Annotated in this window: 24 protein-coding genes and 2 pseudogenes; 22 read left to right on the top strand and 4 right to left on the bottom strand. The window is 64.3% G+C overall.

Annotated features, from left to right (window positions below):
- The 5 genes and pseudogenes from CTR53_RS12935 to CTR53_RS12955 all read left to right on the top strand — a co-directional run.
- Positions 1-297 (top strand): annotated as a pseudogene (locus CTR53_RS12935) (hypothetical protein); the annotation flags it as partial.
- Positions 298-321: 24 nt separating this feature from the next.
- A complete protein-coding gene (locus tag CTR53_RS12940; RefSeq protein ID WP_290813942.1) occupies positions 322-1,098 on the top strand; it encodes an enoyl-CoA hydratase in 777 nt (258 codons plus the stop codon).
- A 104-nt stretch (positions 1,099-1,202) separates the two neighbouring features.
- Positions 1,203-2,294 (top strand): ATP phosphoribosyltransferase regulatory subunit, encoded by a 1,092-nt coding sequence (locus CTR53_RS12945; protein ID WP_290813944.1) that lies wholly within the window; start codon positions 1,203-1,205, stop codon positions 2,292-2,294.
- Between the two features lie 116 nt (positions 2,295-2,410).
- Entirely contained in the window at positions 2,411-3,706 is a 1,296-nt protein-coding gene (locus CTR53_RS12950) for an adenylosuccinate synthase (RefSeq protein WP_290813947.1), read from the top strand.
- 162 nt (positions 3,707-3,868) lie between these two features.
- Complete coding sequence (locus CTR53_RS12955; protein WP_290813950.1) at positions 3,869-4,561, top strand: hypothetical protein; 693 nt, start codon at positions 3,869-3,871, stop codon at positions 4,559-4,561.
- A 79-nt stretch (positions 4,562-4,640) separates the two neighbouring features.
- Here CTR53_RS12955 and rpoH read toward each other — a convergent pair whose 3' ends face one another.
- A complete protein-coding gene (gene rpoH, locus CTR53_RS12960; protein WP_290813953.1) occupies positions 4,641-5,579 on the bottom strand; it encodes an RNA polymerase sigma factor RpoH in 939 nt (312 codons plus the stop codon).
- Positions 5,580-5,758: 179 nt separating this feature from the next.
- Between rpoH and CTR53_RS12965 the strand changes: the two genes are divergently transcribed.
- The 3 genes from CTR53_RS12965 to CTR53_RS12975 all read left to right on the top strand — a co-directional run bounded on the left by CTR53_RS12965 (position 5,759) and on the right by CTR53_RS12975 (position 7,896).
- The gene (locus tag CTR53_RS12965; protein ID WP_290813958.1) at positions 5,759-6,748 is read left to right on the top strand and encodes a dienelactone hydrolase family protein; all 990 of its coding nucleotides are present in this window, start codon (positions 5,759-5,761) and stop codon (positions 6,746-6,748) included.
- A 12-nt stretch (positions 6,749-6,760) separates the two neighbouring features.
- Complete coding sequence (locus tag CTR53_RS12970; RefSeq protein ID WP_290813961.1) at positions 6,761-7,558, top strand: hypothetical protein; 798 nt, start codon at positions 6,761-6,763, stop codon at positions 7,556-7,558.
- Between the two features lie 158 nt (positions 7,559-7,716).
- Entirely contained in the window at positions 7,717-7,896 is a 180-nt protein-coding gene (locus CTR53_RS12975; RefSeq protein ID WP_290813964.1) for a hypothetical protein, read from the top strand.
- A 394-nt stretch (positions 7,897-8,290) separates the two neighbouring features.
- On the opposite strand, the gene CTR53_RS12980 is transcribed toward CTR53_RS12975, so the two are convergent.
- Positions 8,291-9,322, bottom strand: coding sequence for an RluA family pseudouridine synthase (locus tag CTR53_RS12980; RefSeq protein ID WP_290813967.1), 1,032 nt, complete (start codon positions 9,320-9,322; stop codon positions 8,291-8,293).
- A 14-nt stretch (positions 9,323-9,336) separates the two neighbouring features.
- Between CTR53_RS12980 and CTR53_RS12985 the strand changes: the two genes are divergently transcribed.
- From CTR53_RS12985 to CTR53_RS12995, 3 genes are read left to right on the top strand one after another with little or no spacing between them, the layout of a single operon-like run.
- Positions 9,337-9,687, top strand: coding sequence for a hypothetical protein (locus CTR53_RS12985; RefSeq protein WP_290813970.1), 351 nt, complete (start codon positions 9,337-9,339; stop codon positions 9,685-9,687).
- A complete protein-coding gene (locus tag CTR53_RS12990) occupies positions 9,684-10,121 on the top strand; it encodes a M67 family metallopeptidase (protein WP_290813974.1) in 438 nt (145 codons plus the stop codon). The genes CTR53_RS12985 and CTR53_RS12990 overlap by 4 nt, the downstream gene beginning before the upstream one ends.
- Positions 10,122-10,126: 5 nt before the next feature.
- Positions 10,127-11,158, top strand: a complete 1,032-nt coding sequence (locus CTR53_RS12995; RefSeq protein WP_290813977.1) for a low specificity L-threonine aldolase — start codon at positions 10,127-10,129, stop codon at positions 11,156-11,158.
- 1 nt (position 11,159) lies between these two features.
- On the opposite strand, the gene CTR53_RS13000 is transcribed toward CTR53_RS12995, so the two are convergent.
- Positions 11,160-12,068: a LysR family transcriptional regulator gene (locus tag CTR53_RS13000; RefSeq protein ID WP_290813980.1), complete on the bottom strand. Its 909-nt coding sequence runs from the start codon at positions 12,066-12,068 to the stop codon at positions 11,160-11,162.
- A gap of 116 nt (positions 12,069-12,184) precedes the next feature.
- Here CTR53_RS13000 and CTR53_RS13005 point away from each other — a divergent pair, with 116 nt between their 5' ends.
- On the top strand, positions 12,185-12,406 hold the full coding sequence (locus CTR53_RS13005) for a hypothetical protein (protein WP_290813983.1): 222 nt from the start codon (positions 12,185-12,187) through the stop codon (positions 12,404-12,406).
- 105 nt (positions 12,407-12,511) lie between these two features.
- Positions 12,512-13,309 carry a class III extradiol ring-cleavage dioxygenase gene (locus CTR53_RS13010; RefSeq protein WP_290813986.1) on the top strand — a complete coding sequence of 266 codons (798 nt, stop codon included), beginning with the start codon at positions 12,512-12,514 and terminating at the stop codon, positions 13,307-13,309.
- A gap of 4 nt (positions 13,310-13,313) precedes the next feature.
- On the opposite strand, the gene CTR53_RS13015 is transcribed toward CTR53_RS13010, so the two are convergent.
- Complete coding sequence (locus CTR53_RS13015; RefSeq protein ID WP_290813989.1) at positions 13,314-13,862, bottom strand: hypothetical protein; 549 nt, start codon at positions 13,860-13,862, stop codon at positions 13,314-13,316.
- A gap of 219 nt (positions 13,863-14,081) precedes the next feature.
- Here CTR53_RS13015 and CTR53_RS13020 point away from each other — a divergent pair, with 219 nt between their 5' ends.
- From CTR53_RS13020 to CTR53_RS13060, 9 genes and pseudogenes are all read left to right on the top strand, one after another.
- Positions 14,082-15,953, top strand: a complete 1,872-nt coding sequence (locus CTR53_RS13020; protein ID WP_290813992.1) for a flagellar hook-length control protein FliK — start codon at positions 14,082-14,084, stop codon at positions 15,951-15,953.
- A gap of 23 nt (positions 15,954-15,976) precedes the next feature.
- Positions 15,977-16,726, top strand: a complete 750-nt coding sequence (locus tag CTR53_RS13025; RefSeq protein ID WP_290813995.1) for a flagellar hook capping FlgD N-terminal domain-containing protein — start codon at positions 15,977-15,979, stop codon at positions 16,724-16,726.
- A gap of 56 nt (positions 16,727-16,782) precedes the next feature.
- On the top strand, positions 16,783-17,130 hold the full coding sequence (locus CTR53_RS13030; protein ID WP_290814155.1) for a DUF1153 domain-containing protein: 348 nt from the start codon (positions 16,783-16,785) through the stop codon (positions 17,128-17,130).
- 167 nt (positions 17,131-17,297) lie between these two features.
- Positions 17,298-18,962 (top strand): flagellar basal-body MS-ring/collar protein FliF, encoded by a 1,665-nt coding sequence (gene fliF, locus CTR53_RS13035; protein WP_290813998.1) that lies wholly within the window; start codon positions 17,298-17,300, stop codon positions 18,960-18,962.
- Between the two features lie 17 nt (positions 18,963-18,979).
- On the top strand, positions 18,980-19,996 hold the full coding sequence (gene fliG, locus CTR53_RS13040; RefSeq protein ID WP_290814001.1) for a flagellar motor switch protein FliG: 1,017 nt from the start codon (positions 18,980-18,982) through the stop codon (positions 19,994-19,996).
- Positions 19,997-20,031: 35 nt separating this feature from the next.
- Positions 20,032-20,685 carry a FliH/SctL family protein gene (locus tag CTR53_RS13045; protein WP_290814004.1) on the top strand — a complete coding sequence of 218 codons (654 nt, stop codon included), beginning with the start codon at positions 20,032-20,034 and terminating at the stop codon, positions 20,683-20,685.
- Between the two features lie 22 nt (positions 20,686-20,707).
- Entirely contained in the window at positions 20,708-21,043 is a 336-nt protein-coding gene (gene fliN / locus CTR53_RS13050; RefSeq protein WP_290814007.1) for a flagellar motor switch protein FliN, read from the top strand.
- Between the two features lie 58 nt (positions 21,044-21,101).
- Positions 21,102-22,475 (top strand): sigma-54-dependent Fis family transcriptional regulator, encoded by a 1,374-nt coding sequence (locus CTR53_RS13055; protein ID WP_290814010.1) that lies wholly within the window; start codon positions 21,102-21,104, stop codon positions 22,473-22,475.
- A 34-nt stretch (positions 22,476-22,509) separates the two neighbouring features.
- Positions 22,510-24,547: pseudogene (locus CTR53_RS13060) on the top strand (flagellar biosynthesis protein FlhA).
- The last annotated feature ends 7 nt before the right edge of the window (positions 24,548-24,554 follow it).

Here is a 24,554-nt window from a genome sequence, read left to right on the forward strand (position 1 = left end):
GCGGCCGGCTTCCTCTCCATCGCTGAAGATGTTCCCCTGATGCCGGGTCTGGCGGAAAACGCCGACGCTGCGGCCGTCTTCGACAAGCCGTCGGGCCGCATCGCCAGCACCGAAGCCAAGGGTGCGGTCACCGCCAAAGCCGTGCGTGACTTCTACGCCAGCACCCTGCCGCAACTCGGCTGGACCCGGCAGAACAGCGAACAGTATCGCCGCGAAAAAGAGCAGCTTCGCCTCGGCTTCGCCGGTCGCGATGGCGCGCTCACGGTGCGCTTCGAACTCGCACCGCATCAGCAATAATCCGGAAAACCAGAGGACACAGTCATGGCATATGAGAACATCCTGGTGGAGACGCGCGGCCAGGTCGGCCTGATCACGCTGAACCGGCCCAAGGCGCTCAATGCCCTGAATGCGGCGCTGATGCAGGAAATGACCGCCGCGCTGGATGCCTTCGAGGCCGACGACAACATCGGCTGCATGATCATCACCGGCTCGGAAAAGGCCTTTGCCGCCGGTGCCGACATCAAGGAAATGCAGTCCAAGACCTATATGGACGTCTACAAGGAAGACTTCATCACCCGCGATTGGGAGCGCGCCGCGCGCTGCCGCAAGCCGGTGATCGCGGCGGTCGCCGGCTATGCGCTGGGCGGCGGCTGCGAACTCGCCATGATGTGCGATTTCATCATTGCCGCCGATACCGCCAAATTCGGCCAGCCGGAAATCAATCTCGGCACCATTCCCGGCGCCGGCGGCACCCAGCGCCTGACGCGCTTCGTCGGCAAGTCCAAGGCGATGGAAATGTGCCTCACCGCGCGCATGATGGATGCCGAGGAAGCCGAGCGGTCCGGCCTGGTCAGCCGCGTGGTGCCGGCAACTGATCTGCTGACCGAAGCATTCAAGGCGGCGGAAAAGATCTGCAGCCTGTCGCGCCCGGTCGTGATGATTGCGAAAGAATCCGTCAACCGCGCCTACGAGACCACGCTCAGCGAAGGCGTGCGGTTCGAGCGCCGCATCTTCCATTCCACCTTCGCCACCGAAGACCAGAAGGAAGGCATGAGCGCCTTTGCCGAGAAGCGCAAGGCCGAGTTCAAACACCGCTGAACGGATTTTCCAAGATCATGGCAACGCGCCCCCGAACTCCTGCGAATGACGGCGACAGTGGTCTGTCGCCCACCGCCGGCTTATTGCCGGCGGGATTGAGAGACGTGCTGCCGCCGCGCGCCGAATGGGAAGCGCAGGCGAGCGAAAACCTGATCGCCAGCTTCGCCGCCCATGGCTATGCGCGGGTCAAGCCGCCGCTGATCGAATTCGAGGAAACGCTGCTGGCCGGGTCGGGCCAGGATCTCGCCGGCCAGATGTTTCGCGTCATGGACCCGGTGTCGCAGCGCATGATGGGCCTGCGCACCGATATCACGCTGCAGGTGGCGCGCATCGCAGCCTCCCGCATGAAGGACTCTGCGCGGCCCTTGCGTCTGGCTTACGCCGGTCAGGTGCTGCGCGTGCGCGGCACACAGCTGCGGCCCGAGCGCCAGTTCGCCCAGGCCGGTGTCGAGCTGATCGGCGCGGATGCGCTGGCCGCCGATGTGGAAGTCGCCGTGCTGGCGGCCGAAGCGGTGGCGGCGCTCGGCGTCAGCGGACTGTCGCTGGATATCACGCAGCCGCTGCTGGCGCCGGCGATCATCGCCGCCCATGGCCTGGATGCGAAACAGGCCAAGGCCGCGCGCCGTGCGCTGGATCGCAAGGATGCCGCCGAGTTGAAAGCCGCCGGCGGTGCCGCTGCGCCCACACTGCTGAAATTGCTGGCGCTGGCCGGTCCGGCGAAAACTGCGCTGGAAGGTCTGACGAAACTGAAGCTGCCCGAAGCTGCGGCGAAGATCGTCGCCGATCTCGACGGGCTGGTAACGGAAGTTTCGGCCGCTGCACCCGATCTGCTGGTCACGCTGGATCCCGGCGAGTTCCGCGGCTTCGAATATCACACCGGCATTGCGTTTACGCTGTTTGCCCGCAACGTGCGCGGCGAACTGGGACGCGGCGGCCGTTACGTGACGCCGGCCGGCGAAACCGCCACCGGTTTTACGCTCTATCTCGACAGCGTGATGCGCGCCCTGCCGCCGCAGGCCGCACCGGAATTGGTCTATCTGCCGTTCGGCACGCCGCGCAGCGCGGCGACAAAACTGCGCCAGGATGGCCGCGCCACCTGGGCTGCGCTCGACAGGGACGGCGGCGATGTGAAGAAGGCGGCCAGGGCCGCCGGCTGCAGCCACTGGTGGGACGGCAAGGCCGTTCAGTTGCTTTGAGTATCTCTCCTCGTCATCCCCGCGAAAGCGGGGATCCAGAGGCCGCGTGAAAACCTCTGGGTTCCCGCCTTCACGGGAACGACGAATGTAACTTTGAGATTTAGAGGACGTTTGACATGAGCAACGTGGTAGTGGTCGGCGCCCAGTGGGGCGACGAGGGCAAGGGCAAGATCGTCGACTGGCTCAGCCTGCGCGCCGATGTGGTGGTGCGGTTCCAGGGCGGCCACAATGCCGGCCACACGCTGGTGATCGGCCAGAATGTCTACAAGCTGTCGCTGCTGCCGTCCGGCATCGTGCGCAAGAACAAGCTGGCCGTGATCGGCAACGGCGTGGTGGTCGATCCCTGGGCGCTGTTTGCCGAGATCGACAAGCTGCGCGGCCAGGGCGTCGAGATCGGCGAGCATAATCTGAAGGTCGCCGACAATGCCGTGCTGATCCTGCCGCTGCATCGCGAACTCGACGGCCTGCGCGAGGATGCCACCGACGGCGGCGTCAAGATCGGCACCACGCGGCGCGGCATCGGCCCGGCCTATGAGGACAAGATCGGCCGTCGCGCCATCCGTGTCTGCGATCTGGCCGACAAGGCCACGCTCGGCCGCAAGGTCGATGGCCTGCTCGGCCATCACAACGCGCTGCGTCGCGGCTTCGGCGCCGAGGAAGTGGATCGCGCCGAACTGCTGACACAGCTGAATGAAATCGCCGAAAAGATCCTGCCTTATGCGGCACCGGTCTGGCGCGATCTCGACGAAGCCCGCCGCGCCGGCAAGCGCATTCTGTTCGAAGGCGCGCAGGGCTCGCTGCTCGATGTCGATCACGGCACCTATCCCTATGTGACCTCGTCCAACACCATGGCGGGGTCGGCAGCGGCCGGTTCCGGCCTCGGGCCCGGCTCGCTCGGCTATATCCTCGGCATCGTGAAGGCCTATACCACGCGCGTCGGCGAGGGCCCGTTCCCGACCGAATTGACCGACGAGACCGGGCAGTGGCTCGGCGAGAAGGGCCGCGAATTCGGCGTCGTCACCGGGCGCAAGCGCCGCTGCGGCTGGTTCGATGCCGTGCTGGTGCGCCAGACCGTGAAGCTGAACGGCATCCATGGCATCGCGCTGACCAAGCTCGATGTGCTGGACGGGTTGAAGGAACTGAAGATCTGCGTCGGCTACGAGGTGAACGGCAGGACGCTGGATTACTTCCCCTCGGGCATGGGCGATCAGGCCGTGGCGAAGCCAGTCTACGAGACGCTCGAAGGCTGGAGCGAAACCACGCAGGGCGCCAGATCATGGGTCGATCTGCCGGCGACGGCGGTGAAGTATGTCCGCCGCATCGAGGAGCTGATCGGCGCGCCGGTGGCGCTGCTGTCGACCTCGCCCGAACGCGAAGACACCATCCTGATGAAGGATCCCTTCGAGGATTGAATTATCGGAGCGAGGATTCCGTAAGAATCCAGTCCGATCAGTAGCTTCCTGCCACGGCAGGTTATCGACTCTTAATGCCGAGTTACTGAGCCATAACCTGCCGGAATCGCGCGGTTTGACCGACACTGTGTCCATCGAGTTCACCGGACCCGGGAGGGGTTCATGCTCAGGACGCAGGAAGCAGCTTCGTTCAATTTCGGCCAGGACGGCATGACCGGTCTGTGCGAGGCGATCTGCCTCGATGCGATCGAGGTCACCTCGGTCACCCGCGTCAGCATCTGGTTCTTCGACGAGAGCGGCGACATGGTCTGCAGGCGCCTGCTCGACAGCCGCGACGGCCGCTTCCAGGACGGCGCCGTGATCCCGCGCTCCGCCACTGCCGCCTATCTCGATGCCGCCCAGCAGGGTCTGGCTTCGATGCAGACCGAAAACGCCCCCGAACTTCCCTCCGACAGCGCCGAGGCCCGCGACAAGATCCAGGCCCGTATCGACCTGCTGCTGGTCGATGCGAAGAACAACCCGGCCGCGATCTTCCGTTGCGAACGCTGGGATTCCGGTGCTGACTGGCGCCCGCGCGACATCACCCTGCTGCGCAATCTGGCGCAGACGCTGGCGACTGCCATCCGTCGCAACACGCTGCCTGCCGTGCCGGCGATGCCGTCGATTGCCCTCTCGGGCATGGGCTCCACGCCGCAGGATTTGAGCTGGCTGCGCCACAAGGACGAGACCGCGATCTGGCTGCAGGCGCTGGCCGCCGATACCGCCTTCGACGCGCTGGCCTTCGACGCGTTGCCGCCAGGTACCGATGCGCTGCTGGACGATCCCTTCGCCGATCTCGACGACGACATTCTCTGAGTTAAATTTCTCCAGACCAACGAAAAAGGGCTGCGTCGCGAGACGCAGCCCTTTGCTTTTTTGGACAGCGGGAAAGCCTTCAGGCAGGCAGCTGCGACGGAGCCGGATCTTTCACGGAAGACTGGCCGCCGCCCATGCCCTGTTCGACAGCGGCATTGCGCACGGCCTTCTGCAGTTTCTCAAACGCCCGCACTTCGATCTGGCGCACGCGCTCGCGGCTGATGCCATAGCGCGCCGACAGGTCTTCCAAGGTGGTCGGTTCCTCGATCAGGCGGCGCTGCATCAGGATGTCGCGCTCGCGCTCGTTCAGCTGCTGCATGGCATTGGTCAGCAGCTGCTTGCGGCTGTCGAACTCGTCGCCTTCGACAAGGCGGGCTTCCTGGTTCGGCGTCTCGTCGACCAGCCAGTCCTGCCACTCGCTGCTGCCATCCTCGTCGTTGCGCACCGGCGCATTCAGCGAGGCATCGCCGCCGGCGAGCCGGCGGTCCATGGTGATGACCTCTTCCTTGCTGACATCCAGCTGGGTGGCGATCTTCTCCACCTGGTCCGGCGTCAGCTGGCCGCCATCGATCGCCTTCATCTGGCCGCGCAGGCGGCGCAGGTTGAAGAACAGCTTCTTCTGGGCAGCCGTCGTGCCGATCTTCACCAGCGACCAGGACCGCAGGATGTATTCCTGGATCGAGGCGCGGATCCACCACATGGCATAGGTCGAGAGGCGGAAGCCCTTGTCGGGATCGAAGCGCTTCACCGCCTGCATCATGCCGACATTGCCTTCGGAAATCAGTTCGCCGACCGGCAGGCCGTAGCCGCGGTAGCCCATGGCGATCTTGGCGACCAGGCGCAGGTGGCTGGTGACCAGCTTATGCGCCGAATCGACATCGCCATGGTCGCGCCAGGCCTTGGCGAGCATGTATTCCTGTTCCGGCTCCAGCATGGGGAACCGGCGGATCTCGGCGAGGTAACGTGACAGGCCCCCCTCGATGGAGGACAGGGCAGGCAGGCTGGCAGTGGTAGACATCGAAGCAACTCCCCCGGCCGGACCGCGGGTGCCCGGCGCTGACTGAGATTTGGGTGTTCTGTCGTTCATTTGCAACCGAGCAAAGCGGCCAAATACGGCGGAAGTGCGACCGGTCTTGCCGCTCCGGCCCTCCCCTGTGATAGTGATCACAGGTAGAATGCAACTTCCGGGGGCGGAGAATGCGCGGATGGGCGGTATTGCGGGGAATCGGGCTGGCGGTCGGCATCCTGGCGGCCGGCCAGGCTCCGATGCTGGCCTGGGCCCAGACCAGGGAAATTCTCGAATTCACCAGCCCCTCGCGCAATGGCCCGGTCACGGTGAAGGCCGAGCTGTTCCTGCCCGATAACGCTTCCGGGGGCGTGAACGGCCGGATGCCGGCGATGGTGATCCACCATGGCAGCGGCGGCGTCAGCAACACCCGCGAATATGCCTATGCCCGCGAGTTCACCAAAATGGGCGTCGCCTCGATCATCCCGGATTCGTTCACGCCGCGCGGCGTGAAAAACACGGTGGAAGATCAGAGCACGGTCTCGACCAACGACATGATCATCGATGCCTTCAATGCGCTGAAGGCGGCGGCCGCGCATCCGCGCCTCGATCCCGCCCGCATCGGCATCACCGGCTTTTCCAAGGGCGGCGGCGTGGCGATGCGCACCGGGCTTGAAGTGATCGTGCGGCGTCATGCCCCCAATGGACCGCGTTTCGCGCTGCATGTGCCGTTCTATGCCGGCTGCGACACGATCTATCACAACATGCGCACGACAGGCGCGCCGATGCTGGTGCTGATCGGCGGCGCGGATACTTACGTGGGGCCGGAACGCTGTGTCGAGGCGGTCGAGCACATGCGCGCGGCGGGAAGCACGGTGGACATGATCGTTTATCCGAATGCGCAGCATGGCTGGGACGGCACGGGTAAAGCCTGGAGCTATCCGAACGGCCAGAATTTCAGCAGATGCGTCTATCTCCAGAGCGGCAACGGCAGCTGGACCGAGCAGACCTCGGGCGTGGCGATTGCCGGGCCGGGCGGCAAGACGATTGAAGGCGCGCCGCAGAAGGCGCTGGCCGGCTGCCGCTTCAACGGCGTCAGCGGCGCACCGGATGCCGAGGTGAAAGCGCAATCGCTGGAGGCGCTGAAAGGCGCGATGAAGGCGGCGTTTGGGTTGAAGTAACAATTTCACAGTATGGCATTCGCACCTGAAACCCTTGATGAGTTGGAACGCCATCGTCTGGCCGTCCAGGGCCAGCATGACCAGATGCTGATTCAAGCATATAGAACCTACAACTCGGCTGACGCCCGAGAGAACGCCCTCCACGGCTTCTGCCGCCGTCTTAGAACCCTGAAAGTCTGCATCGAGAACGTTTTTGCCCTCTGTCCGCCCGACAGCACAAAAGCGCCGGAGGACATTGAGGACGTGACGATCAATATCCAGGCTTTCATTTTCAATCTCTACGGCGCACTGGATAATCTTGCTTGGATATGGGTGTTCGAGAAGAAGGTAACACACCCTGACGGTACGCCTCTCAAACCAGGCCATGTTGGGCTTGGACCGAAATTCGCATCTGTCAGGAAAAGCTTGTCACCGGAGCTTCAGGCAAAATTGAAAACCAAAGCCATGCGGAAATGGTTCGTACATATCGAAGACTACCGGCATGCCTTGGCCCATCGCATCCCGCTCTATATTCCACCTTACCTAGTCGATCCTAAGCACCAAGACAGGCATTACGAACTGTCCTGTCTCGCAGCTGAGGCCTTTGGCCGGCAGGACTATGAGGAGTACGACCGACTTGAGGCCGAGCAACTGGCTTTAGGCTGGTTTGATTCCTGCATTACACACTCAATCACAAAAGCGCGCGCTGTTCTGTTCCATCCCGGATTGCTTGCAAACTGGCGGACCTTGCAGATGATTTTCGAGATGATTATCTACGATCTGGACAACTTCACGCCGGCCCCGGCTGAGCCGGCGTTAAGAATGCCATAAATCAGCAGGCCTCCGGGATGGTCGATCTTCGCGGACGCCACCTGCCTGATCTGGCAACTAGATGGCCGGATCCTGGCAGTCCCCGATGGATCGGTTCCGTCATTTCCGAGAAAGGATCGCCAATGACGAATAAAATTCAGCGAAGAGGCCCGTGAAGCATGCCGCGTTATACGAACGATATCGCTGGCGAGAATGCCGCGCTTGCGGAGGTTGAGCGCCTCGTCGCACGCGGGCGTGCTGAAATGGCGAGCGGTGAGTTTACGCATGTCGGCAGTCCCGAAGAGGCGAAAGCCCTTGAGGCGCGAGTGAAAGAGCGTGTGAAGCGGAATTCCGCGTAGCTTTGTCGTCTGGTTCTTCCCGCTACCGGCTTCGGCCGCGCGATCGTTCTGGGCATGCTTATCTGGCGGCAGCCTGAGAGACTTGAATTTTAGGCTCAGATACTGTACACTATATGTTCTCATTTCTATATCCGGCACGGCAGTTGATCGCCTATAACCGGGCATCTGTTGACGGACATCGTGCATAGAATGGTATGCAACTCGCAGCGCAGAGCTGCGCGAGGGCGAGGGCACGACAGCACCGAATAGGGGTCAAATAAGCCCAAATAAGAAAATATAAGACTCAAATAAGCATGCTATTAGCCTGCATAAGCACCGGCCAGAGCCACATAAATACCGGATAAGACTAAGATAAGTCTTTGAAAATATGAAATAAATATCAGCGCAAGCCCTCTTAACGCGGCGTATTGCGCTGGCTCGACAGCAGCTTCAGCAGGGTCGCGAAGTCTTCCGGAAGCGGGCTTTCGAAGCGCAGCACCTTGCTGCTGACCGGATGGCGGAATCCCAGGGTGGCGGCATGCAGCGCCTGGCGCTTGAACGCCAGCAGCGCGGCGCGCGCCGCATCGCCCAGCTGGAAACGCTGCAGGTTGCGGGCGCGGCCATAGGTCTGGTCGCCGATCAGCGCATTGGTCTTCGCCGTCATATGCACGCGGATCTGATGCGTGCGGCCGGTTTCAAGCTGGCAGCGCACCAGCGCGCAGACCGGCTGGCCCTTGCCGTCGAAGATCAGTTTCCTGGTCTCGTAATGTGTCGTCGCCGCCTTGCCGCCGCGCGTGACGATGGCCATGCGCTTGCGGTCCTTCGGATCGCGGCCGATCGGGCCCTCGATGCTGCCCTGCAGCGGATTGGGATGGCCCCACACCAGTGCGTCGTAACTGCGCTCGATATCGTGGTCTGCGAACAGCGCGGCGAGCGCGTGATGCGCGCGGTCGTTCTTCGCTGCCACCACAAGCCCCGAGGTGTCCTTGTCGATGCGATGCACGATGCCGGGCCGCTTCACGCCGCCGATGCCCGACAGCGTGTCGCCGCAGTGATGCAGCAGCGCATTCACCAGCGTGCGGTCCGGGCTGCCGGGCGCGGGATGCACCACTAGGCCGGCCGGCTTGTCGACCACAATCAGATGCGCGTCCTCGTAGACGATAGTGAGCGGGATATCCTGCGCTTCGGGATCGGCCGCGATGGCCTCGGGCTGGCCGACCTCGTAGGCCTCGCCCGGTTTGATCTTGCGAGAGGGGTCGGTTATCGTCGCGCCGTTTAAGCGGACATGGCCGTCGAGCACCAGCGTCTTGAGCCGCGAGCGCGACAGCGAGGCTTCATCGGCACCCGGCAGCAGCGCCATGGCGGCAGCCAGATAACGGTCCAGCCGTTCGCCACCCTGGTCGGGCGGCACGGGCGGCAGACTCTGAAAGGCGATGTCGTCGGGCATCAGGAGATGACAGTATGAGCGAGGATGTTGAAGAGACCCGGAAGATACGGTGGTTGAAGGCCACCGTCATCGGTCTGGGCGTCATCTTCCTCGGTCTTGCCACCCTGCTGATCGTGCTGATCATGACCGGGGGGCCGAAACGGACGGCTTCCACTGCCCCGGCGGGCGCCTCGGTACCGCGCAACGTCACCGTCGAGGATCTGGAATTCACCATTCCGCGCAACAGCCGCGTGGCCGAGGTCTTCGCCACCGGCAGCCGCATCATCCTGCGCGTGCGTTTGGCTGACGGCACTGAAAGACTCTACGCCCTGGATGGCGAGACGCTGAAGCCGCTCGGCAGCCTGACGGTGAAGACCGAGAAATGACCGCCCTTCGTCTGTCGGCGTCACAGCAGGCCGAACTGGCGGCGCTGGGCGCGGCGGCCTGGCCGCGCGAGGCCTGCGCGTTGCTGGTGGGTGGTGCGGACGGCGCTGTGCTGGCGGTGACGGAGATCGTGCCGGCGGCGAATGTCGCCACCGATCCCGCGCGCGAATTCGAACTCGATCCCGCCGTGCATATCGCCACCCTGCGAAAATTGCGGGATGAAGGCGGAACCAATCGCATCATTGGTCACTGGCACTCGCACCCCAACGGTCGTGACGAACCTTCCGCAAAAGATGCCGCCATGGTGAGCGATCCGGGACTCGTCTGGCTGATCACGGCGGTGCATGATGGCCGCGCCCTGCCGCTGCGCGCCTTTCAGGCCGTCGCTGCCGGTGAGGGTTTTCGTTTCACGCCTCTCATGATCAGGCAGGATTGAACAAGATGGATTTTCGCAGCGACAATGTTGCCGGCGCGGCCCCCGAAGTCATGGCGGCGCTGCTGGAAGCCAACAAGGGCGACGTGTCGTCCTACGGCGCCGATCCGTTCAGCGCCGAACTCGATGCCGCCTTCTCGGCGCTGTTCGATCATGAGTGCAAGGTCTTCCCGGTCGCCACCGGCACCGCTGCCAATGTGCTGTCGCTCGCCTGCGTGGCGCCCGGCTATGGCGCGATCTATGCGCATCAGGACAGCCATATCGTCGTCGATGAATGCAACGCGCCGGAATTCTATACCGGCGGCGCCAAGCTGGTGACCCTGCCGGGTGAGAGCGGCAAGATCGATCTGGCCGCACTGGATGCACAGCTGGCGCTCGGCTGGACCGGCTCGCAGCACAGCGCGCAGCCGTCTGCCGTCAGCATCACCCAGGCGACCGAGGCCGGCACGGTCTATTCGCCTGACGAGGTGGCCGATATCGCGCATCGCTGCAAGGCGCATGGCCTGAAACTGCATATGGATGGCGCGCGCTTCGCCAATGCGGTGGCGGGGCTGAACTGCGCGCCGGCCGATCTCACCTGGCGCGCCGGCGTCGACGTGCTCAGCTTCGGCGCCACCAAAAACGGCGCCATGGCGGCCGAAGCCGTGGTGTTCTTCAAACCAGACCTGGCCGAGAGTTTCCTCTATCGCCGCAAGCGCGGCGGCCATCTGTTTTCCAAGTCGCGCTATCTCTCGGTGCAGCTGCTCGCCATGCTGGAAAACGGCCTGTGGCTGCGGCTGGCGCGCGAGGCCAATGCGCGGGCGCGCGAGCTGGCCGAGGGCCTTGGCAAACTGCCGGGCGCCAAGGTCGTGTGGCCGGTGCAGGCCAACGAGGTGTTTGTGCAGCTGCCGACGGCGGCGGCCGAGGCGATGCGCCAGCGCGGCGCGCTGTTCCATACCTGGAGCGAGGCCGACAGTCTCTACCGCTTCGTCTGCGCCTTCGACAAGACCAGCGACGACACAGCGGCGCTGGTGCAGGCGGCGACGGCAGCTTTGAAGTAACTCACATCTGCCACGGCGGACTGGCCGAATAGCATTCGACCAGATAGTCGGTGAAGGCGCGGACCTTCGCCGCCAGATGCTTGCGCGCCGGATAGACCACATGGATCGGTCGCAGGATGTCGGCGGTGTGTCCGGTCAGCACCGGCACCAGCCGGCCGTCTTCCACCGCCTGCCGGATGCCGAAATCGGCGGCGTAGCACAGCCCGACGCCGGCCAGCAGCATGCGGAAAATCGCATCGCCGTTGCTGCTGCGGAAATTGCCGCGGATCGGGATGCGCGCGATGCTGCCGTCCGCTTTGCGGAACGGCCATTCGTTCAGGCCTTCGGGTCCGTCGAACAGCAGGCAGTTGTGCTGCGCCAGATCCTCGGGCGTCTGCGGCGTGCCGTATTTCTCCAGATAGCCGGGTGCGGCGCAGATGATGCGGCGATGCTCGCCCAGCTTGCGTGCGATGAGTGTTTCATCGCGTAACGCGCCGGTGCGGATGCCGATGTCTTCGCCCTCGGCAACAAGGTCGACCACATGGTCAGCGAAAGTGATCTGCACATCCACTTTCGGATAGCGCGCGAGAAAGCCCGGCAGCAGCGGCACCACCTGCGTCATGCCGAAACCATGCGCGACATTGACCCGCAGGCTGCCGCGCGGTTCGGCTTCGGCGCCGCCGACGCTGGCTTCCACCGCATCGATCTCGGCCAGGATTCCGCGCACCTGGTCGGCATAGACGCGACCCTCGGCGGTCAGGCTGACGCGCCGCGTGGTCCGCTGTAGCAGGCGCGCGCCGAGCCGGTCCTCCAGCCGCGAGATCAGCTTGCTGACCGCAGATGGGGACAGGCCGAGCGTCCTGGAGGCTTCGGTGAACCCGCCCTGATCCACCACCTCGACAAAGGCCTGCATCTCGCCGTAGCGGTCCATCTCTGCCTCAACTTATGAATTACAGTCATCAAATACTGCCAATTCTCCATATTAATGAAAAGTGCGGCGCAGCATATATCTTTCCCATAGCCACCCAGCAGAGGAAGGCCTCCCCCATGACCCAGTCTTTGATTTCCCAGATCGAAAACCGCTTCCAGACAGTCGGCCAGCCGGTCAGCTATATCTCGGCCGACGAGATGGCCTACCTGCGCGCACGCGCCAGCAGCCTGCGGGCGCACTCGAACCAGGCGCTGTTCGACGGCATCATCGCCCGCATCGCCGGCGCATTCCGCCCGACGGCGTGGCAGGCCTCGGGTCGCATTGTTACCGTCGAGTAAGAGCGCACTTCCCAGGCTTACTGGCCAGTAACGTCTTGCGGGCCCCGCTCCGCTGACTTAGGTGATCGCTGCGCCGTCATGCCGATAGCGCAGCAGGATCGTCCGATGTCGTCTTCTTCTCCCAATCGTCTGCCTGCCGTCTTCATCAGTCATGGTTCGCCCATGCTGACGCTGGAGCCCGATCGTCCGGCGCACCGGTTCCTACGCGGCGCGTCCGCGCTGTGGCAAAAGCCCAAGGCGATCCTGGCTGTCTCCGCGCATTGGGAAACCGCGCAGCCCGTTGTCGGCGCTGTCGCGCAGCCTGAGACCATCCACGACTTCTACGGTTTTCCGCCGGCGCTCTACCGCATGCAGTATGACGCGCCGGGCGCGCCGCAGCTTGCCGCGCGTATCCGCGATCTACTGGCCGATGCCGGCTTCACGGCCACACTGGATCCGCAGCGCGGCCTCGATCACGGTGCCTGGTCGCCGCTGGCGCTGATCTATCCCGAAGCTGATATTCCGGTGCTGCAGCTTTCGATCCAGTCGCAGCGCGATCCGGCGCATCATCTGGCGCTTGGCCGCGCGCTGTCGGTGCTGCGCGACGAGGGCGTGCTGATCATGGCGACCGGATCGCTGACGCATAACCTGCGCCTGCTGGATCGCAGCGACAGCCATCCACCGGCCGACTGGGCATCCGCCTTTGCCGACTGGATGGCGCAGAAGCTGGAACAGCGCGACGATGCGGCGTTGCTGGATTATCGCCGCGAGGCGCCATTCGCGGCGCAGAACCATCCGACCGACGAACACCTGCTGCCGCTGTATGTCGCGCTCGGCGCTGCCACGCCGGGACAGCCGGCCGAACGCATCCATGCCAGTTTCGCGCATGGCTCGCTGGCGATGGACAGCTACAGTTTCGCGTGACTTTCTAGCGCGTCATATCGAGCAGCAGCCGGACCACCACCACGTCCAGCACCACGATATACAGCAGCATCATCAGCAGCATCAGGTAGCGGTGGATGTCGCCGCTCAGCCTCGGCTTGCGGCGCAGCGCACTGCGCGCAAAGTTGGAAAAATCATTCGCCAGATAGCTCATCTTGGCGTGTTCGTTGCCCTGCCAGGATTGCAGCATGACGATCACGCCCAAGCTGCCGACGCCGACGACAGTGAGGAAGCCGGCGACGAAGCGCGCCACATCGGATGCGAAGGGCGTGGCGATGCCGATCGCCACCAGCGCCAGCGCGATCAGGGTGAAATACTGCACCACCCGCCATTGCTGCCGCTTGGCGAACAGCACGTTGCGGGCCGCCGCATCGTAGAGCAGCCGGTATTCGGCATGGGTGGCGTCGTCGAGCTGGCTCGGCTCCAGCTGCTCGACCTCGGCTTCGGCGGCTGCCGGCGCCGGGGCTTTCGGAGCGAGCGGGCGCGGCGGTGCAGTTGTTCCGCCTGCAGAGGGTTTACCGGGCTGAATCGCCATGGCCCCAGTCTAAGCCCGTTTCCGTCCCGCACCTAGACCGGCCTTGAGGGGGCGCGTCCGGCAGGGGTTTCCGGTGTCGGCAGAAATTGCCGCCCGGCAAAGACGGTGCGCAAAACCGACTCGGGTCCCGCTGAAATAATATATTGAAATCATACGTTTGCCTGAGCGATCCGACTTGGCCCGGCGCTTGCTTCTAAAGCCGCGACGAATGAGGAATCCATGAAAGTCGCTCAGGTAAACAGCTCTCTCGCTCCCGCCCCCGGTTCGCCTCTGGGCCAGACCCCGGCCGAGGAGATGTCGAGCCGCGCCGACGATTTCGCCCGCGTGCTGCAGACTGCCGTTTTCGGCAAGGGCAGCGAAGCCGTGGCGAAGACCACCGAGCGCGCCATGTCGGCGGCTGCCCCACGCACTGAAACCCGGCCGGTCGAGCGCCGCGAGCGTGCCGAACCGGCCCCGCGTCCGACCAGCACTCCCGCCCCGCGCAGCGAAGCCGCCCCGCGCGACACCCGCGATACTGACGCTCCGCAGAAGCCGGCCGAGAGCAAGGCTCCGGCCAAGACCGATGCCCAGGCACCTGCCAAGGATACCGCCGCCGACCAACCGGAAAAGACCCCTGAAGACACTGGCGCCGCCGCACCGCAGGAGACTGCGGCCGACAAGCCGGTCGACCAGACAGCCGAACAGACCGGCAAACAGACCGGCAAACAGACCGGTGCGCAGGACGCCGCCGAAGACACCGCCGAAGAGACGCTCGAAGACGCTGCCGATAAGCCGGTGGTGGCCGATGCTCCGGATGCCGCGCTGATCCTGGCTCTGCTGCAGACGCAGGCGGTGCCGGCTGCCGCCGCCGCTGCGACTGCCACTGCTGTTGCCGCGCCGGGCGCGGCGGCTGCCGCCGTCGCGACTGCCCCGGTCGTCGCGGCCGCTGTTGCCATGTCGCCCGAAGAGGCCGCTGCTGCCGCGCTGGCCGCCGCTGCCGAAGCGCAGGCCAAGGCTGCTGCGTCGGTGCAGACCGCTGCCGATGCCACGCCTGCCGACGCGGCCAAGGCCGCTGCTCCGGCAGTGACGCTGCCGGCCGTCGCCGATCCGCAGATCAAGACCGCCACCGACACCAGCGCCGCCGCGCTGCTTTCGCAGCAGCAGACCCTGTCGGCAGAAGATTTCGCAGCACTCCAGCAGGCACTGACGGCCCAGAATCAGGGCCAGGTGCAGGTGCAGGACCAGGCCGGCAAGCCGGTCGTGACGGCCGAGGCGAAGCAGAAAGCCGAGCCCAAGGCCGAAAAATCCCTGACGGTCGACGTGCAGACCGTCAGCGTGACGCCGAAGACCTTGGTCGACCAGGCCACGCTGTTCGTCATGCAGGACGACGATCAGGCCGCCGATATGGCCCAGTTGCAGCAGCAGGCGCAGGCCGCGCTGCAGCAGCAGGCACAGCAGACGACTTCGGAACTGAAATTCAGTGCCGCCCTGCTGCAGGCCGCCGGCGACGATATCGCGCTGCAGGCCGGCAGCACCGCCAGTACCGGCGGCAACAACGGCCAGACCCTGCAGCAGACGGCTGCTATCGGCGCCACGACCGCGACGCAGGCCACCCAGACGGCGCATCAGGCCGCGACGCAGACTGCCGCCCGCCATCTCGCCGCCTATGTTCCGGTCGGTGAACAGGTCGGCGTGCAGATCAGGAAGGGCGTGGCCGACGGCCTCGACAAGATTTCGATCAAGCTCGATCCGGGCAATCTCGGCAAGGTCGAGATCAAGCTGGAAATCGGCCACGACGGCCGCCTGCAGGCGGTGATCGCCGCCGACAAGCCGGAAACCCTGCAGCTGCTGCAGCAGGACGTGAAGAATCTCGAACAGTCGCTGCGCGACAGCGGCCTGAAGACCGACCAGCAGTCGCTGAATTTCACGCTGCGCGATCAGGGCCAGGCCGATGACGGCCGCAACGGCAATGGCACCGGCACCGGCCGCCAGCACAATCGCGGCGGCGACGACTATGCCGAGACCGGCGCGCATACCGATCCCGTGCAGCTGGCCGCTGCCAATGCACAACGGGCTGCTGCCGCGCGCGGCGGTCTCGATCTTCGTATCTGAATGAGTCGCACAGGAGAACCATCATGGTTACCGGCGTAAGCAACACCACTGGCAGCACCTACACCGGCACGCCGAGCGCGGCGGAGCAGTCCGGCGTCTCGCTGGCGAAGAATTTCGACACCTTCCTCACGCTGCTGACCACGCAGCTGAAGAACCAGGATCCGACCTCGCCGATGGACTCGAAAGAGTTCACCAACCAGCTGGTGATGTTCAGCCAGGTCGAGCAGTCGATCAATCAGAACAAGAACCTGGAAAAGCTGCTGGCGATGTTCGCGACGCAGCAGAACAGCAACAACCTGAACTTCATCGGCAAGATCGTCGATGTCGACGACAACCAGATCGAGTTGCAGCAGGGCGGCAGCGGCTTCTGGTCTTACGAACTGCCGGCCGGCGCCACAAACGTGAAATACAACATCCTGAATTCCTCGGGCAAAGTGGTGCGCTCGGTCACCTCGACCGCGCCGGATGGCGGTTTCCCGAAGGGCCGTATCGAACTGGCCTGGGACGGCAAGGACGGCGAAAGCAATGCGCTGCCCGCCGGCAAGTACAGGCTCGAAGTCGTGGCCAAGGATTCCGGCGGCAAGACCATCGACGGCACCAAGGTCTATGCGCGCGGCTATGTCAGCTCGCTCGATACCGTGGACGGCGAGCAGCATCTGGTTGTCGGCGGCAACAAGTATCTGCCCAGCAAGGTGGTCTCGGTCTATCCGGCGCCGACCAACGACAATACCGGCGGCACCGACGACGGCGATGACGAAGAGGCGGCGTCGTAAGGCGCCGCATCCAGTGCGACTTCTCCAGTAGCTTTTGACGTGAGGCGATGACGACCATGCAGAACCTGATCGAAACCGTGACCCCGCAGACGCGCCCGCTCGGCGCGCCGACCAGCGTGCCGGCGAGTGTGATCGGGCCCGAAGGTCAGCGCATCACGCGTGATACGCTGCCGCCGGCCAACACCAAACGCTGGGTGATCCGCCGCAAGGCCGAGGTGGTTGCCGCCGTCCGCGGCGGCCTGCTCACGCTTGAGGAAGCCTGCGGGCGCTACATGCTGACGGTGGAGGAATTCCAGTCCTGGCAGCGCGCCATCGAGCAGCATGGATTGCCCGGTTTGCGCACCACCCGGCTGCAGGAATACCGCCCCGGTACGTTAAAGGATCCGGCGATTCGTAGTTTTTGAGGAAATTCCTCTAAGCCACTGAAATTATTACCGTTTACGGGGTTAACATTCCGGTAGGCAAAATTTGCCGGGATGTTAACCTCTCCTTCATTCCCGCTACCTAATTTGGCGTTCGTGGGCAGGTGTGGACCGGCCCGTAACGCGTGCCTTGGTGCAGGGGTGATGCCGTGAACGGTATTATGAACATGATGCGGAACATCGGTCCCGCGCGGCTGGCAATGCTGGCGGCGACGGCCGCGGTTCTGATCGGTTTCTTCGTCTTCCTGGGCATGAAGGTGACGCAGCCCAAGATGTCGCTGCTCTACGGCAATCTGGACCTGCAGTCCTCGGCCGAAATCGTCAACCGCCTCGAAGCCCAGAAAATCCCCTACCAGATCGTCGCCAACGGTGCGCAGATCCTGGTGCCGGAAGACCGCGTGCTGCGCACCCGCATGCAGCTGGCCGAAGGCGGCCTGCCGTCGGGCGGCGGCGCCGGCTACGAAATCTTCGACAAGGCCAATGCCCTGTCGGCCACCAATTTCATGCAGAACATCAACCAGCTGCGTGCCATGGAAGGCGAGCTGGCCCGCACGATCCGTTCGATCGACCAGGTCCAGTCGGCCCGCGTGCATCTGGTGCTGCCCAAGCGCGAGGTGTTCAGCCGCGAACAGCGCGAACCGACCGCCTCGATCATCGTCAAGACGCGCGGCGGTCGCCTCGAACAGCCGCAGGTCCGCGCGATCCAGAATCTTGTCGCCTCTGCGGTGCCCGACCTGAAGCCCTCGCGCGTCGCCATCGTGGACGACCGCGGTAATCTGCTGGCCGGCACCCAGGAAGAGCCCGATCCGGCCACCGCTACGGCCAACCGCATGGCCGACATGCGCCGCCAGATCGAAGACCGCCTGCGCAAGAATGTCGAAGCGCTGCTCGAGCGTTCGGTCGGCGTCGGCAATGTGCGCGCCGAAATCTCGGTCGACATGGATTTCGACCGCGTCACCACCAACCAGGAACTGTTCAATCCCGACCAGCAGGTGGTGCGCTCGACCCAGACCATCACCGAAAACAACCAGAGCCAGGAAGGCCAGCAGAACGTCACGGTCGCCAACAACCTGCCGGAAGCGGAAGGCCAGGGCGGCTCGCAGGCCACCACCAGCGGCAACCGCACCGAAGAATTGGTCAACTACGAAATCTCCAAGACGATCCGTACCCAGGTGCGCGAAGCCGGCACCATGCGCCGCGTCACCGCCGCCGTGCTGGTCAACAACATCGTGCAGGTCGATGGCCAGGGCCAGCGCTCGTATCTGGCGCGTTCGCCGGAAGAGATGCAGCAGATCAACGCGCTGGTGCGCAGCGCCATCGGCTTCGACCAGCAGCGTGGCGACACGGTGGAAATCGTCTCGATGCGCTTTGCCGAACCGGGCGATGTGCCCGAGGAAGTCGATCCGAACAGCCTGCCGGTGCTGCTGGGCCTGACCAAGGCTGAACTGTTCCGCATCGGCGAGATCGCCGGCTATGTCCTGCTCGGCCTGCTGGCGATGCTGCTGGTGGTGCGCCCGCTGATCCGCCGCGTGCTGGAAGCCTCGCAGGAGAGCGAAGACATTCCGCCGGGCATGCTGACGCCGGCTTCGCCGGGCCTGCCGATGGTGGTGGGCGGCGCGCCGCTCGCCGAACTGCCGGCCGCGCCCGAGCTGGGCATGGCGCCGCCGACGCCGGGTATCGAATCGATGATCGATATCGCCCGTATCGAAGGCCAGGTGAAGGCGTCGTCGCTCAAGAAGATCGGCGAGATTGTCGACAAGCATCCGGAAGAAGCCGTGTCGATCATCCGCAACTGGCTCTATCAGGCAGCGTGACGGTTTAGGAGCGCGCTATGGCAGCAGACAAGGACTTTCGCCAGCTCAAGGGGCCTGACAAGGCCGCCATGCTGATGCTGGCCCTGGGCGAAGAGCATTCGGCAAAGATCTGGCCGCTGCTCGACGACGAAGAGATCAAGGAAATCTCGCAGAATATGGCCAACCTCGGCGCGGTGAATTCCGACGTCGTGGAAAAGCTGTTCCTGGAATTCGTCAACAACTTCTCGTCCACCGGCTCGCTGACAGGTACCTTCGACAGCACGGAACGCCTGCTGATGAAGGCGCTGCCGTCCGAGCGCGTCAACCAGATCATGGAAGAAATCCGCGGTCCGGCCGGCCGCACCATGTGGGACAAGCTCGCCAACGTGAACGAGAACGTGCTGGCGAACTACCTGAAGAACGAATATCCGCAGACCGTTGCTGTGGTGCTGGCCAAGATCCGCCCGGAACATGCCGCGCGCGTGCTGGCGGCGCTGCCCGAAGAATTCTCGATGGAAGTCGTCATGCGCATGCTGCGCATGGAAGCGGTGCAGAAGGAAGTGCTCGACAAGGTGGAGCAGACGCTGCGCACCGAATTCATGTCGAACCTGGCGCGCACCAACCGCCGTGACGCCCACGAAATGATGGCTGAAATCTTCAACAGCCTGGATCGCAACACCGAAGCCCGCTTCCTGGCGGCGCTGGAAGAGCGCAGCCGCGACGCCGCCGAGCGTATCAAGGCGCTGATGTTCACCTTCGAGGATCTGATCAAGCTGGATCCGTCCGGCGTGCAGACCCTGCTGAAGGGCGTGGAAAAGGACAAGCTGGGCCTGGCGCTGAAGGGCGCCTCGGAGACGCTCCGCGACCTGTTCTTCTCCAACATGTCCGAACGCGCGTCCAAGCTGCTGCGCGAGGAAATGGAATCGATGGGCCCGGTGCGCCTGAAGGACGTCGACGAGGCGCAGATGATGATGGTCAACACGGCCAAGGAACTGGCGGCCAAGGGCGAAATCATGCTGGCCGACAACAAGGGCGAAGACGAGCTCATTTACTGAGGCCCATGTATTACAAGGACGTGGCGTAACACGCGATGGCAAGCAAGGCGAAATTCCTTTTCGACGTACCCTTCGACGGCAGCCGCCCGAAGGTGGAGCGGAATTACGCGCCCAAGGCGCCGCCGCCGAAATACTCAGCCGAGGAAGTCGAGGCCGCCAAGGCCGCGGCCTTTGCCGAGGGCGAGGCGGCCGGGCGCGAGGCTGCCTACGGCGAGCATCAGCAGAATCTGGAAACCGCGCTGCGCAACATCGCACAGCAGCTGCGCGGCATTGCCAGCGGTCAGGAGAATGCCCGTATTGCCGCCAGCGCCGAGGCGACCGAACTGGCCGTGGCGATTGCGCGCAAGCTGGCGGGCCGGCTGATCGAGCGTCAGCCGCTCGACCAGGTCGAAGCGCTGGTGCTGCGCTGCATGGACGACATGCGCGACGAGCCGCGCCTGGTGATCCGCGCTGCCGAGCCGGTGGTACAGCAGCTGGATGCCAAGATCGACCAGCTGGTGGCGCAGTCGGGCTTCGGCGGTAAGGTGGCGCTGGTGCCCGACGAGACGATGGCGCTGACCGATTGCCGCATCAACTGGGCCGACGGTTCGGCCGAACGGCGCCAGACGGCGCTGGAACACGACGTCGACCAGGCGGTCGAACGATATCTGGCCGGGCTGCAGGCGCAGCTGGCGGAGCCCGGCGAATAGCTGCGGCAGGGAGTGAACGAGTATGGCGGATAGTGACGATCTCGAACTGAAGGATCTCGGCGGCGGCGCCGGGATGATGGCCGAGGACGATCCCGATGCGGCACGCACCGCAGCGGATCTGCAGGCCGTGTTCGATATTCCGGTGCATGTCTCGGCCGTGCTGGGCAAGGCCAACATGCAGGTCAGCCAGCTGCTGAAACTGGGCCGCGGCGCGGTGGTCGAACTCGACCGCAAGGTCGGCGAGGCCATCGACATCTATGTGAACAACCGGCTGGTGGCGCGCGGCGAAGTGGTGGTGGTCGAAGACCGCCTGGGCGTGACCATGACGGAAATCATCAAGGGCGGTCGCGGCGGCTGATGCGTCGCACCGGGTTGACGTCGGACGTTTGGATTAAAGCGGGAAGCTGGGGCGGATTATGCGGCTGATCATCTTTGGAACGCTGAATGGGCAGATCGGTGCGGCGACACGCATCGCGCTGCAGCGCGGCGCCAAGGTCATCCAGGTCGAGGATATCGAGCAGGGCCTGAATACGCTGCGCACCGGGCGCGGCGCCGATCTGGCGATGATCGATGTCAGCCTCGATGTGAAGTATCTGGTCGAAAGCCTGAAGAACGAGCGCATCAACCTGCCTGTGGTGGCCTGCGGCATCGGCAACGATGCGCGCGCCGCCGTGGCCGCGATCCGCGCCGGCGCCAAGGAATACCTGCCGCTGCCGCCGGAAGCCGACCTGATTGCGGCCGTGCTGGAAGCGGTGGCCGAGGAAAGCCACCAGATGCTGTTCCGCGATCCGGCGATGGGCCAGGTCGTGAAGCTCGCCGAACAGATCGCGCCGAGTCCGGCCTCTATCATGATCACCGGCGAGAGCGGCACCGGCAAGGAAGTGATGGCGCGCTTCATCCATATGAAGTCGCCGCGTGCCGACCGGCCCTTCGTGTCGGTCAACTGCGCCGCCATTCCCGACACGCTGCTGGAATCCGAACTTTTCGGCCATGAAAAAGGCGCCTTCACCGGCGCCGTCGCCCGCCGGCTGGGCAAGTTCGAGGAAGCCAACGGCGGCACCCTGCTGCTGGACGAAATCAGCGAGATGGACGTGCGCCTGCAGGCCAAGCTGCTGCGCGCCATCCAGGAGCGTGAGATCGACCGCATCGGCGGCAGCAAGCCGGTCAAGGTCGATATCCGCGTCATCGCCACCTCGAACCGCAATCTGGCCGACGAAGTGGCGCGCGGCACTTTCCGCGAAGATCTGCTGTTCCGTCTCAATGTCGTGAACATCAAGCTACCGCCGCTGCGTCAGCGTCCTGCCGATATCGAGATGCTGTCGCAGCATTTCGTGAAGAAATACGCCGCCGCCAATGGCGTGGCCGAACGTCCGCTGTCGGCCCCGACGATCGAGGCGCTGCGGCTGGCGCCCTGGCGCGGCAACGTACGCGAGCTGGAAAACACCATGCATCGCGCCGTGCTGCTGGCGCTGGGTTCGCAGATCGAACTGGCCGATATCCGTCTGCCGGATGGCAGCGCGCTGACCGACTCCCTCGGTCGCGGCACAGTCGCGTCCGAGCCGGGCACCGATGATGCTGCCGGCGCATCGCCCAACCTGGTCGGGCGCACCGTGGCCGATGTCGAACGCGACCTGATCATCGATACGCTGAAACATTGCCTGGGCAACCGCACCCACGCGGCGACCATCCTGGGGATTTCGATCCGCACCTTGCGCAACAAGCTGAAGCAGTATTCCGACGAAGGCCTGGCTGTTCCGGCGGCCAACGAGGGCACGCGCGTCACCGCCTGACGGCAGTCGACGCGTGGGTTGAGGAGACTAGGGTATGGCGGAGAACGTGCCGGCTGAAGCTTCAGCCGCCTCTGGAGGCGGTGGCGGCAGCCTGTTCGGTCGGCTGGGTCAGATCGGCCAGCATGGCGACATCCTGCTCGCCATCGGCATCATGGCCATCCTGTCGGTGCTCATCCTGCCGATGCCGACCTGGCTGCTCGACGTCTTCCTGGCGCTGTCGATCACCGCTTCCGTGCTGGTGATGATGACCTGCCTGTTCGTAACCCGGCCGCTCGAATTCTCCAGCTTCCCGACCGTGCTGCTCATCACCACGATGCTGCGGCTGTCGCTGAACCTGGCCTCCACCCGCCTGATCCTGGGCCACGGCCACGAAGGCACCGATGCCGCCGGTCATGTGATTGAGGCCTTCGGCCAGTTCATCATGGGCGGCAACCTGGTGATCGGCATCATCGTGTTCGCGATCCTGGTGATCGTGAACTTCGTCGTCATCACCAAGGGTTCGGGCCGTATCGCCGAAGTGTCGGCGCGCTTCACTCTCGACGCGATGCCCGGCAAGCAGATGGCGATCGACGCCGATCTCTCGTCTGGCCTGATCGACGAAGCCACCGCCCGCATCCGCCGCAAGGACCTGGAAGACGAGTCCGGCTTCTTCGGTTCGATGGACGGTGCCTCGAAATTCGTGCGCGGCGACGCCGTCGCCGGCCTGCTGATCACCTTCATCAACCTGATCGGCGGCATCCTGATCGGCGTGATCCAGAACGGCCTGCCGTTCAGCGCCGCGCTCAACACCTACTCGATCCTGTCGGTCGGTGACGGCCTGGTCGCGCAGATTCCGGCGCTGATCATCTCGGTCGCCGCCGGTATCATGGTGTCGAAGGGTGGTGTCACCGGCACCACCGACAAGGCGCTGTCGCGCCAGCTCTCCTCGGTCAAGGGCCTGGGCATGTCGGCGGTGCTGTCGTCGGCCTTCGCTCTGATCCCGGGCATGCCCTTCATCCCCTTCATCATCCTGGGACTGGTGACCGGCGGTCTGGCCTACCTCTCCTGGAAGCAGGAACAGAAGGTCATTGCCGACGCCTATATCCCGCCCGCGCCGGCTGCGCCGCCGCCCAGCCCGCTGGACGAGCCGGTCACCAATGCGCTGGTGATGGACGACCTGCGGCTGGAGCTGGGCTTCAGCCTGCTGCCGCTGATCAACGATGCGCGCGGCTATCGCCTGACCGACCAGATCAAGGCGCTGCGCCGCCAGATCGCCATCGACATGGGCTTCATCATGCCCAGCGTGCGCATCCTCGATAACATGCAGCTGCCGGGCACGACTTACGTGATCCGCGTCAAGGAAGTGGAAGCGGCGCGCGGCGAGGTGAAGCCGAACCTGCTGCTGACCATGGACCCGCGCGGCGAACGTATCGCGCTGGCCGGCGAGGAAACCATTGAACCCACCTTCGGCCTGCCGGCCATGTGGGTGGACGAGAGCATGCGCGACGAGGCGATGTTCCGCGGCTATACCGTGGTCGATCCCGGCACCGTGATCACCACGCATCTGACCGAAGTGGTCAAGGACAACATGTCCGANNCGCACCAACGTCAACGGCGTACAGCGCGTGCTGCAGAACCTGCTGAGCGAGCGCATCTCGATCCGCGATCTCTCCACCATCCTGGAAGCGATCGCCGAGGCCGCCGGCTATACCCAGAGCATCACCCAGATCACCGAGCATGTGCGCTCGCGCCTGGCGCGCCAGATTTCCAACGCCAATGTCAGCCCGGACGGCTTCATCCCGCTGGTGACGCTGTCGCCGCAATGGGAGCAGAATTTCGCCGAGGCACTGGTCGGCCAGGGCGAAGACCGCCAGCTCAGCATGCAGCCGTCGCGGCTGCAGGAATTCATCACCCAGGTGCGCCAGACCTTCGAGCGTCTGGCCTCCGAGGGTCATATGCCGGTGTTGCTGACCAGCCCGACCGCGCGGCCTTATGTGCGGTCGATCATCGAACGCTTCCGTCCGGCAACCGTTGTAATGTCGCAGCAGGAAATTCATCCGAAGGCCAAGCTTCGGACGATTGCGCAGATCTGAGGATGGG

It is taken from the genome of Ferrovibrio sp. (genome assembly GCF_002796975.1).
In the GTDB taxonomy this organism is placed as follows: Bacteria; Pseudomonadota; Alphaproteobacteria; order Ferrovibrionales; family Ferrovibrionaceae; genus Ferrovibrio.

Excerpts from the sequence above, each read along its gene's own strand:
- rpoH (WP_290813953.1), bottom strand. The coding sequence starts at position 5,579 with ATGTCTACCACTGCCAGCCTGCCTGCCCTGTCCTCCATCGAGGGGGGC.
- CTR53_RS12985 (WP_290813970.1), top strand. The coding sequence starts at position 9,337 with ATGAGCGAGGATGTTGAAGAGACCCGGAAGATACGGTGGTTGAAGGCC.
- CTR53_RS12975 (WP_290813964.1), top strand. The coding sequence starts at position 7,717 with ATGCCGCGTTATACGAACGATATCGCTGGCGAGAATGCCGCGCTTGCG.
- CTR53_RS12955 (WP_290813950.1), top strand. The coding sequence starts at position 3,869 with ATGCTCAGGACGCAGGAAGCAGCTTCGTTCAATTTCGGCCAGGACGGC.
- CTR53_RS12950 (WP_290813947.1), top strand. The coding sequence starts at position 2,411 with ATGAGCAACGTGGTAGTGGTCGGCGCCCAGTGGGGCGACGAGGGCAAG.
- CTR53_RS13030 (WP_290814155.1), top strand. The coding sequence starts at position 16,783 with ATGCAGAACCTGATCGAAACCGTGACCCCGCAGACGCGCCCGCTCGGC.
- CTR53_RS12965 (WP_290813958.1), top strand. The coding sequence starts at position 5,759 with ATGCGCGGATGGGCGGTATTGCGGGGAATCGGGCTGGCGGTCGGCATC.
- CTR53_RS13015 (WP_290813989.1), bottom strand. The coding sequence starts at position 13,862 with ATGGCGATTCAGCCCGGTAAACCCTCTGCAGGCGGAACAACTGCACCG.
- CTR53_RS13020 (WP_290813992.1), top strand. The coding sequence starts at position 14,082 with ATGAAAGTCGCTCAGGTAAACAGCTCTCTCGCTCCCGCCCCCGGTTCG.
- CTR53_RS13025 (WP_290813995.1), top strand. The coding sequence starts at position 15,977 with ATGGTTACCGGCGTAAGCAACACCACTGGCAGCACCTACACCGGCACG.
- CTR53_RS13045 (WP_290814004.1), top strand. The coding sequence starts at position 20,032 with ATGGCAAGCAAGGCGAAATTCCTTTTCGACGTACCCTTCGACGGCAGC.
- CTR53_RS13000 (WP_290813980.1), bottom strand. The coding sequence starts at position 12,068 with ATGGACCGCTACGGCGAGATGCAGGCCTTTGTCGAGGTGGTGGATCAG.
- CTR53_RS13010 (WP_290813986.1), top strand. The coding sequence starts at position 12,512 with ATGTCGTCTTCTTCTCCCAATCGTCTGCCTGCCGTCTTCATCAGTCAT.
- CTR53_RS12940 (WP_290813942.1), top strand. The coding sequence starts at position 322 with ATGGCATATGAGAACATCCTGGTGGAGACGCGCGGCCAGGTCGGCCTG.
- fliN (WP_290814007.1), top strand. The coding sequence starts at position 20,708 with ATGGCGGATAGTGACGATCTCGAACTGAAGGATCTCGGCGGCGGCGCC.
- CTR53_RS12970 (WP_290813961.1), top strand. The coding sequence starts at position 6,761 with ATGGCATTCGCACCTGAAACCCTTGATGAGTTGGAACGCCATCGTCTG.
- fliG (WP_290814001.1), top strand. The coding sequence starts at position 18,980 with ATGGCAGCAGACAAGGACTTTCGCCAGCTCAAGGGGCCTGACAAGGCC.
- CTR53_RS13055 (WP_290814010.1), top strand. The coding sequence starts at position 21,102 with ATGCGGCTGATCATCTTTGGAACGCTGAATGGGCAGATCGGTGCGGCG.
- CTR53_RS12980 (WP_290813967.1), bottom strand. The coding sequence starts at position 9,322 with ATGCCCGACGACATCGCCTTTCAGAGTCTGCCGCCCGTGCCGCCCGAC.
- CTR53_RS12990 (WP_290813974.1), top strand. The coding sequence starts at position 9,684 with ATGACCGCCCTTCGTCTGTCGGCGTCACAGCAGGCCGAACTGGCGGCG.
- CTR53_RS12995 (WP_290813977.1), top strand. The coding sequence starts at position 10,127 with ATGGATTTTCGCAGCGACAATGTTGCCGGCGCGGCCCCCGAAGTCATG.
- CTR53_RS13005 (WP_290813983.1), top strand. The coding sequence starts at position 12,185 with ATGACCCAGTCTTTGATTTCCCAGATCGAAAACCGCTTCCAGACAGTC.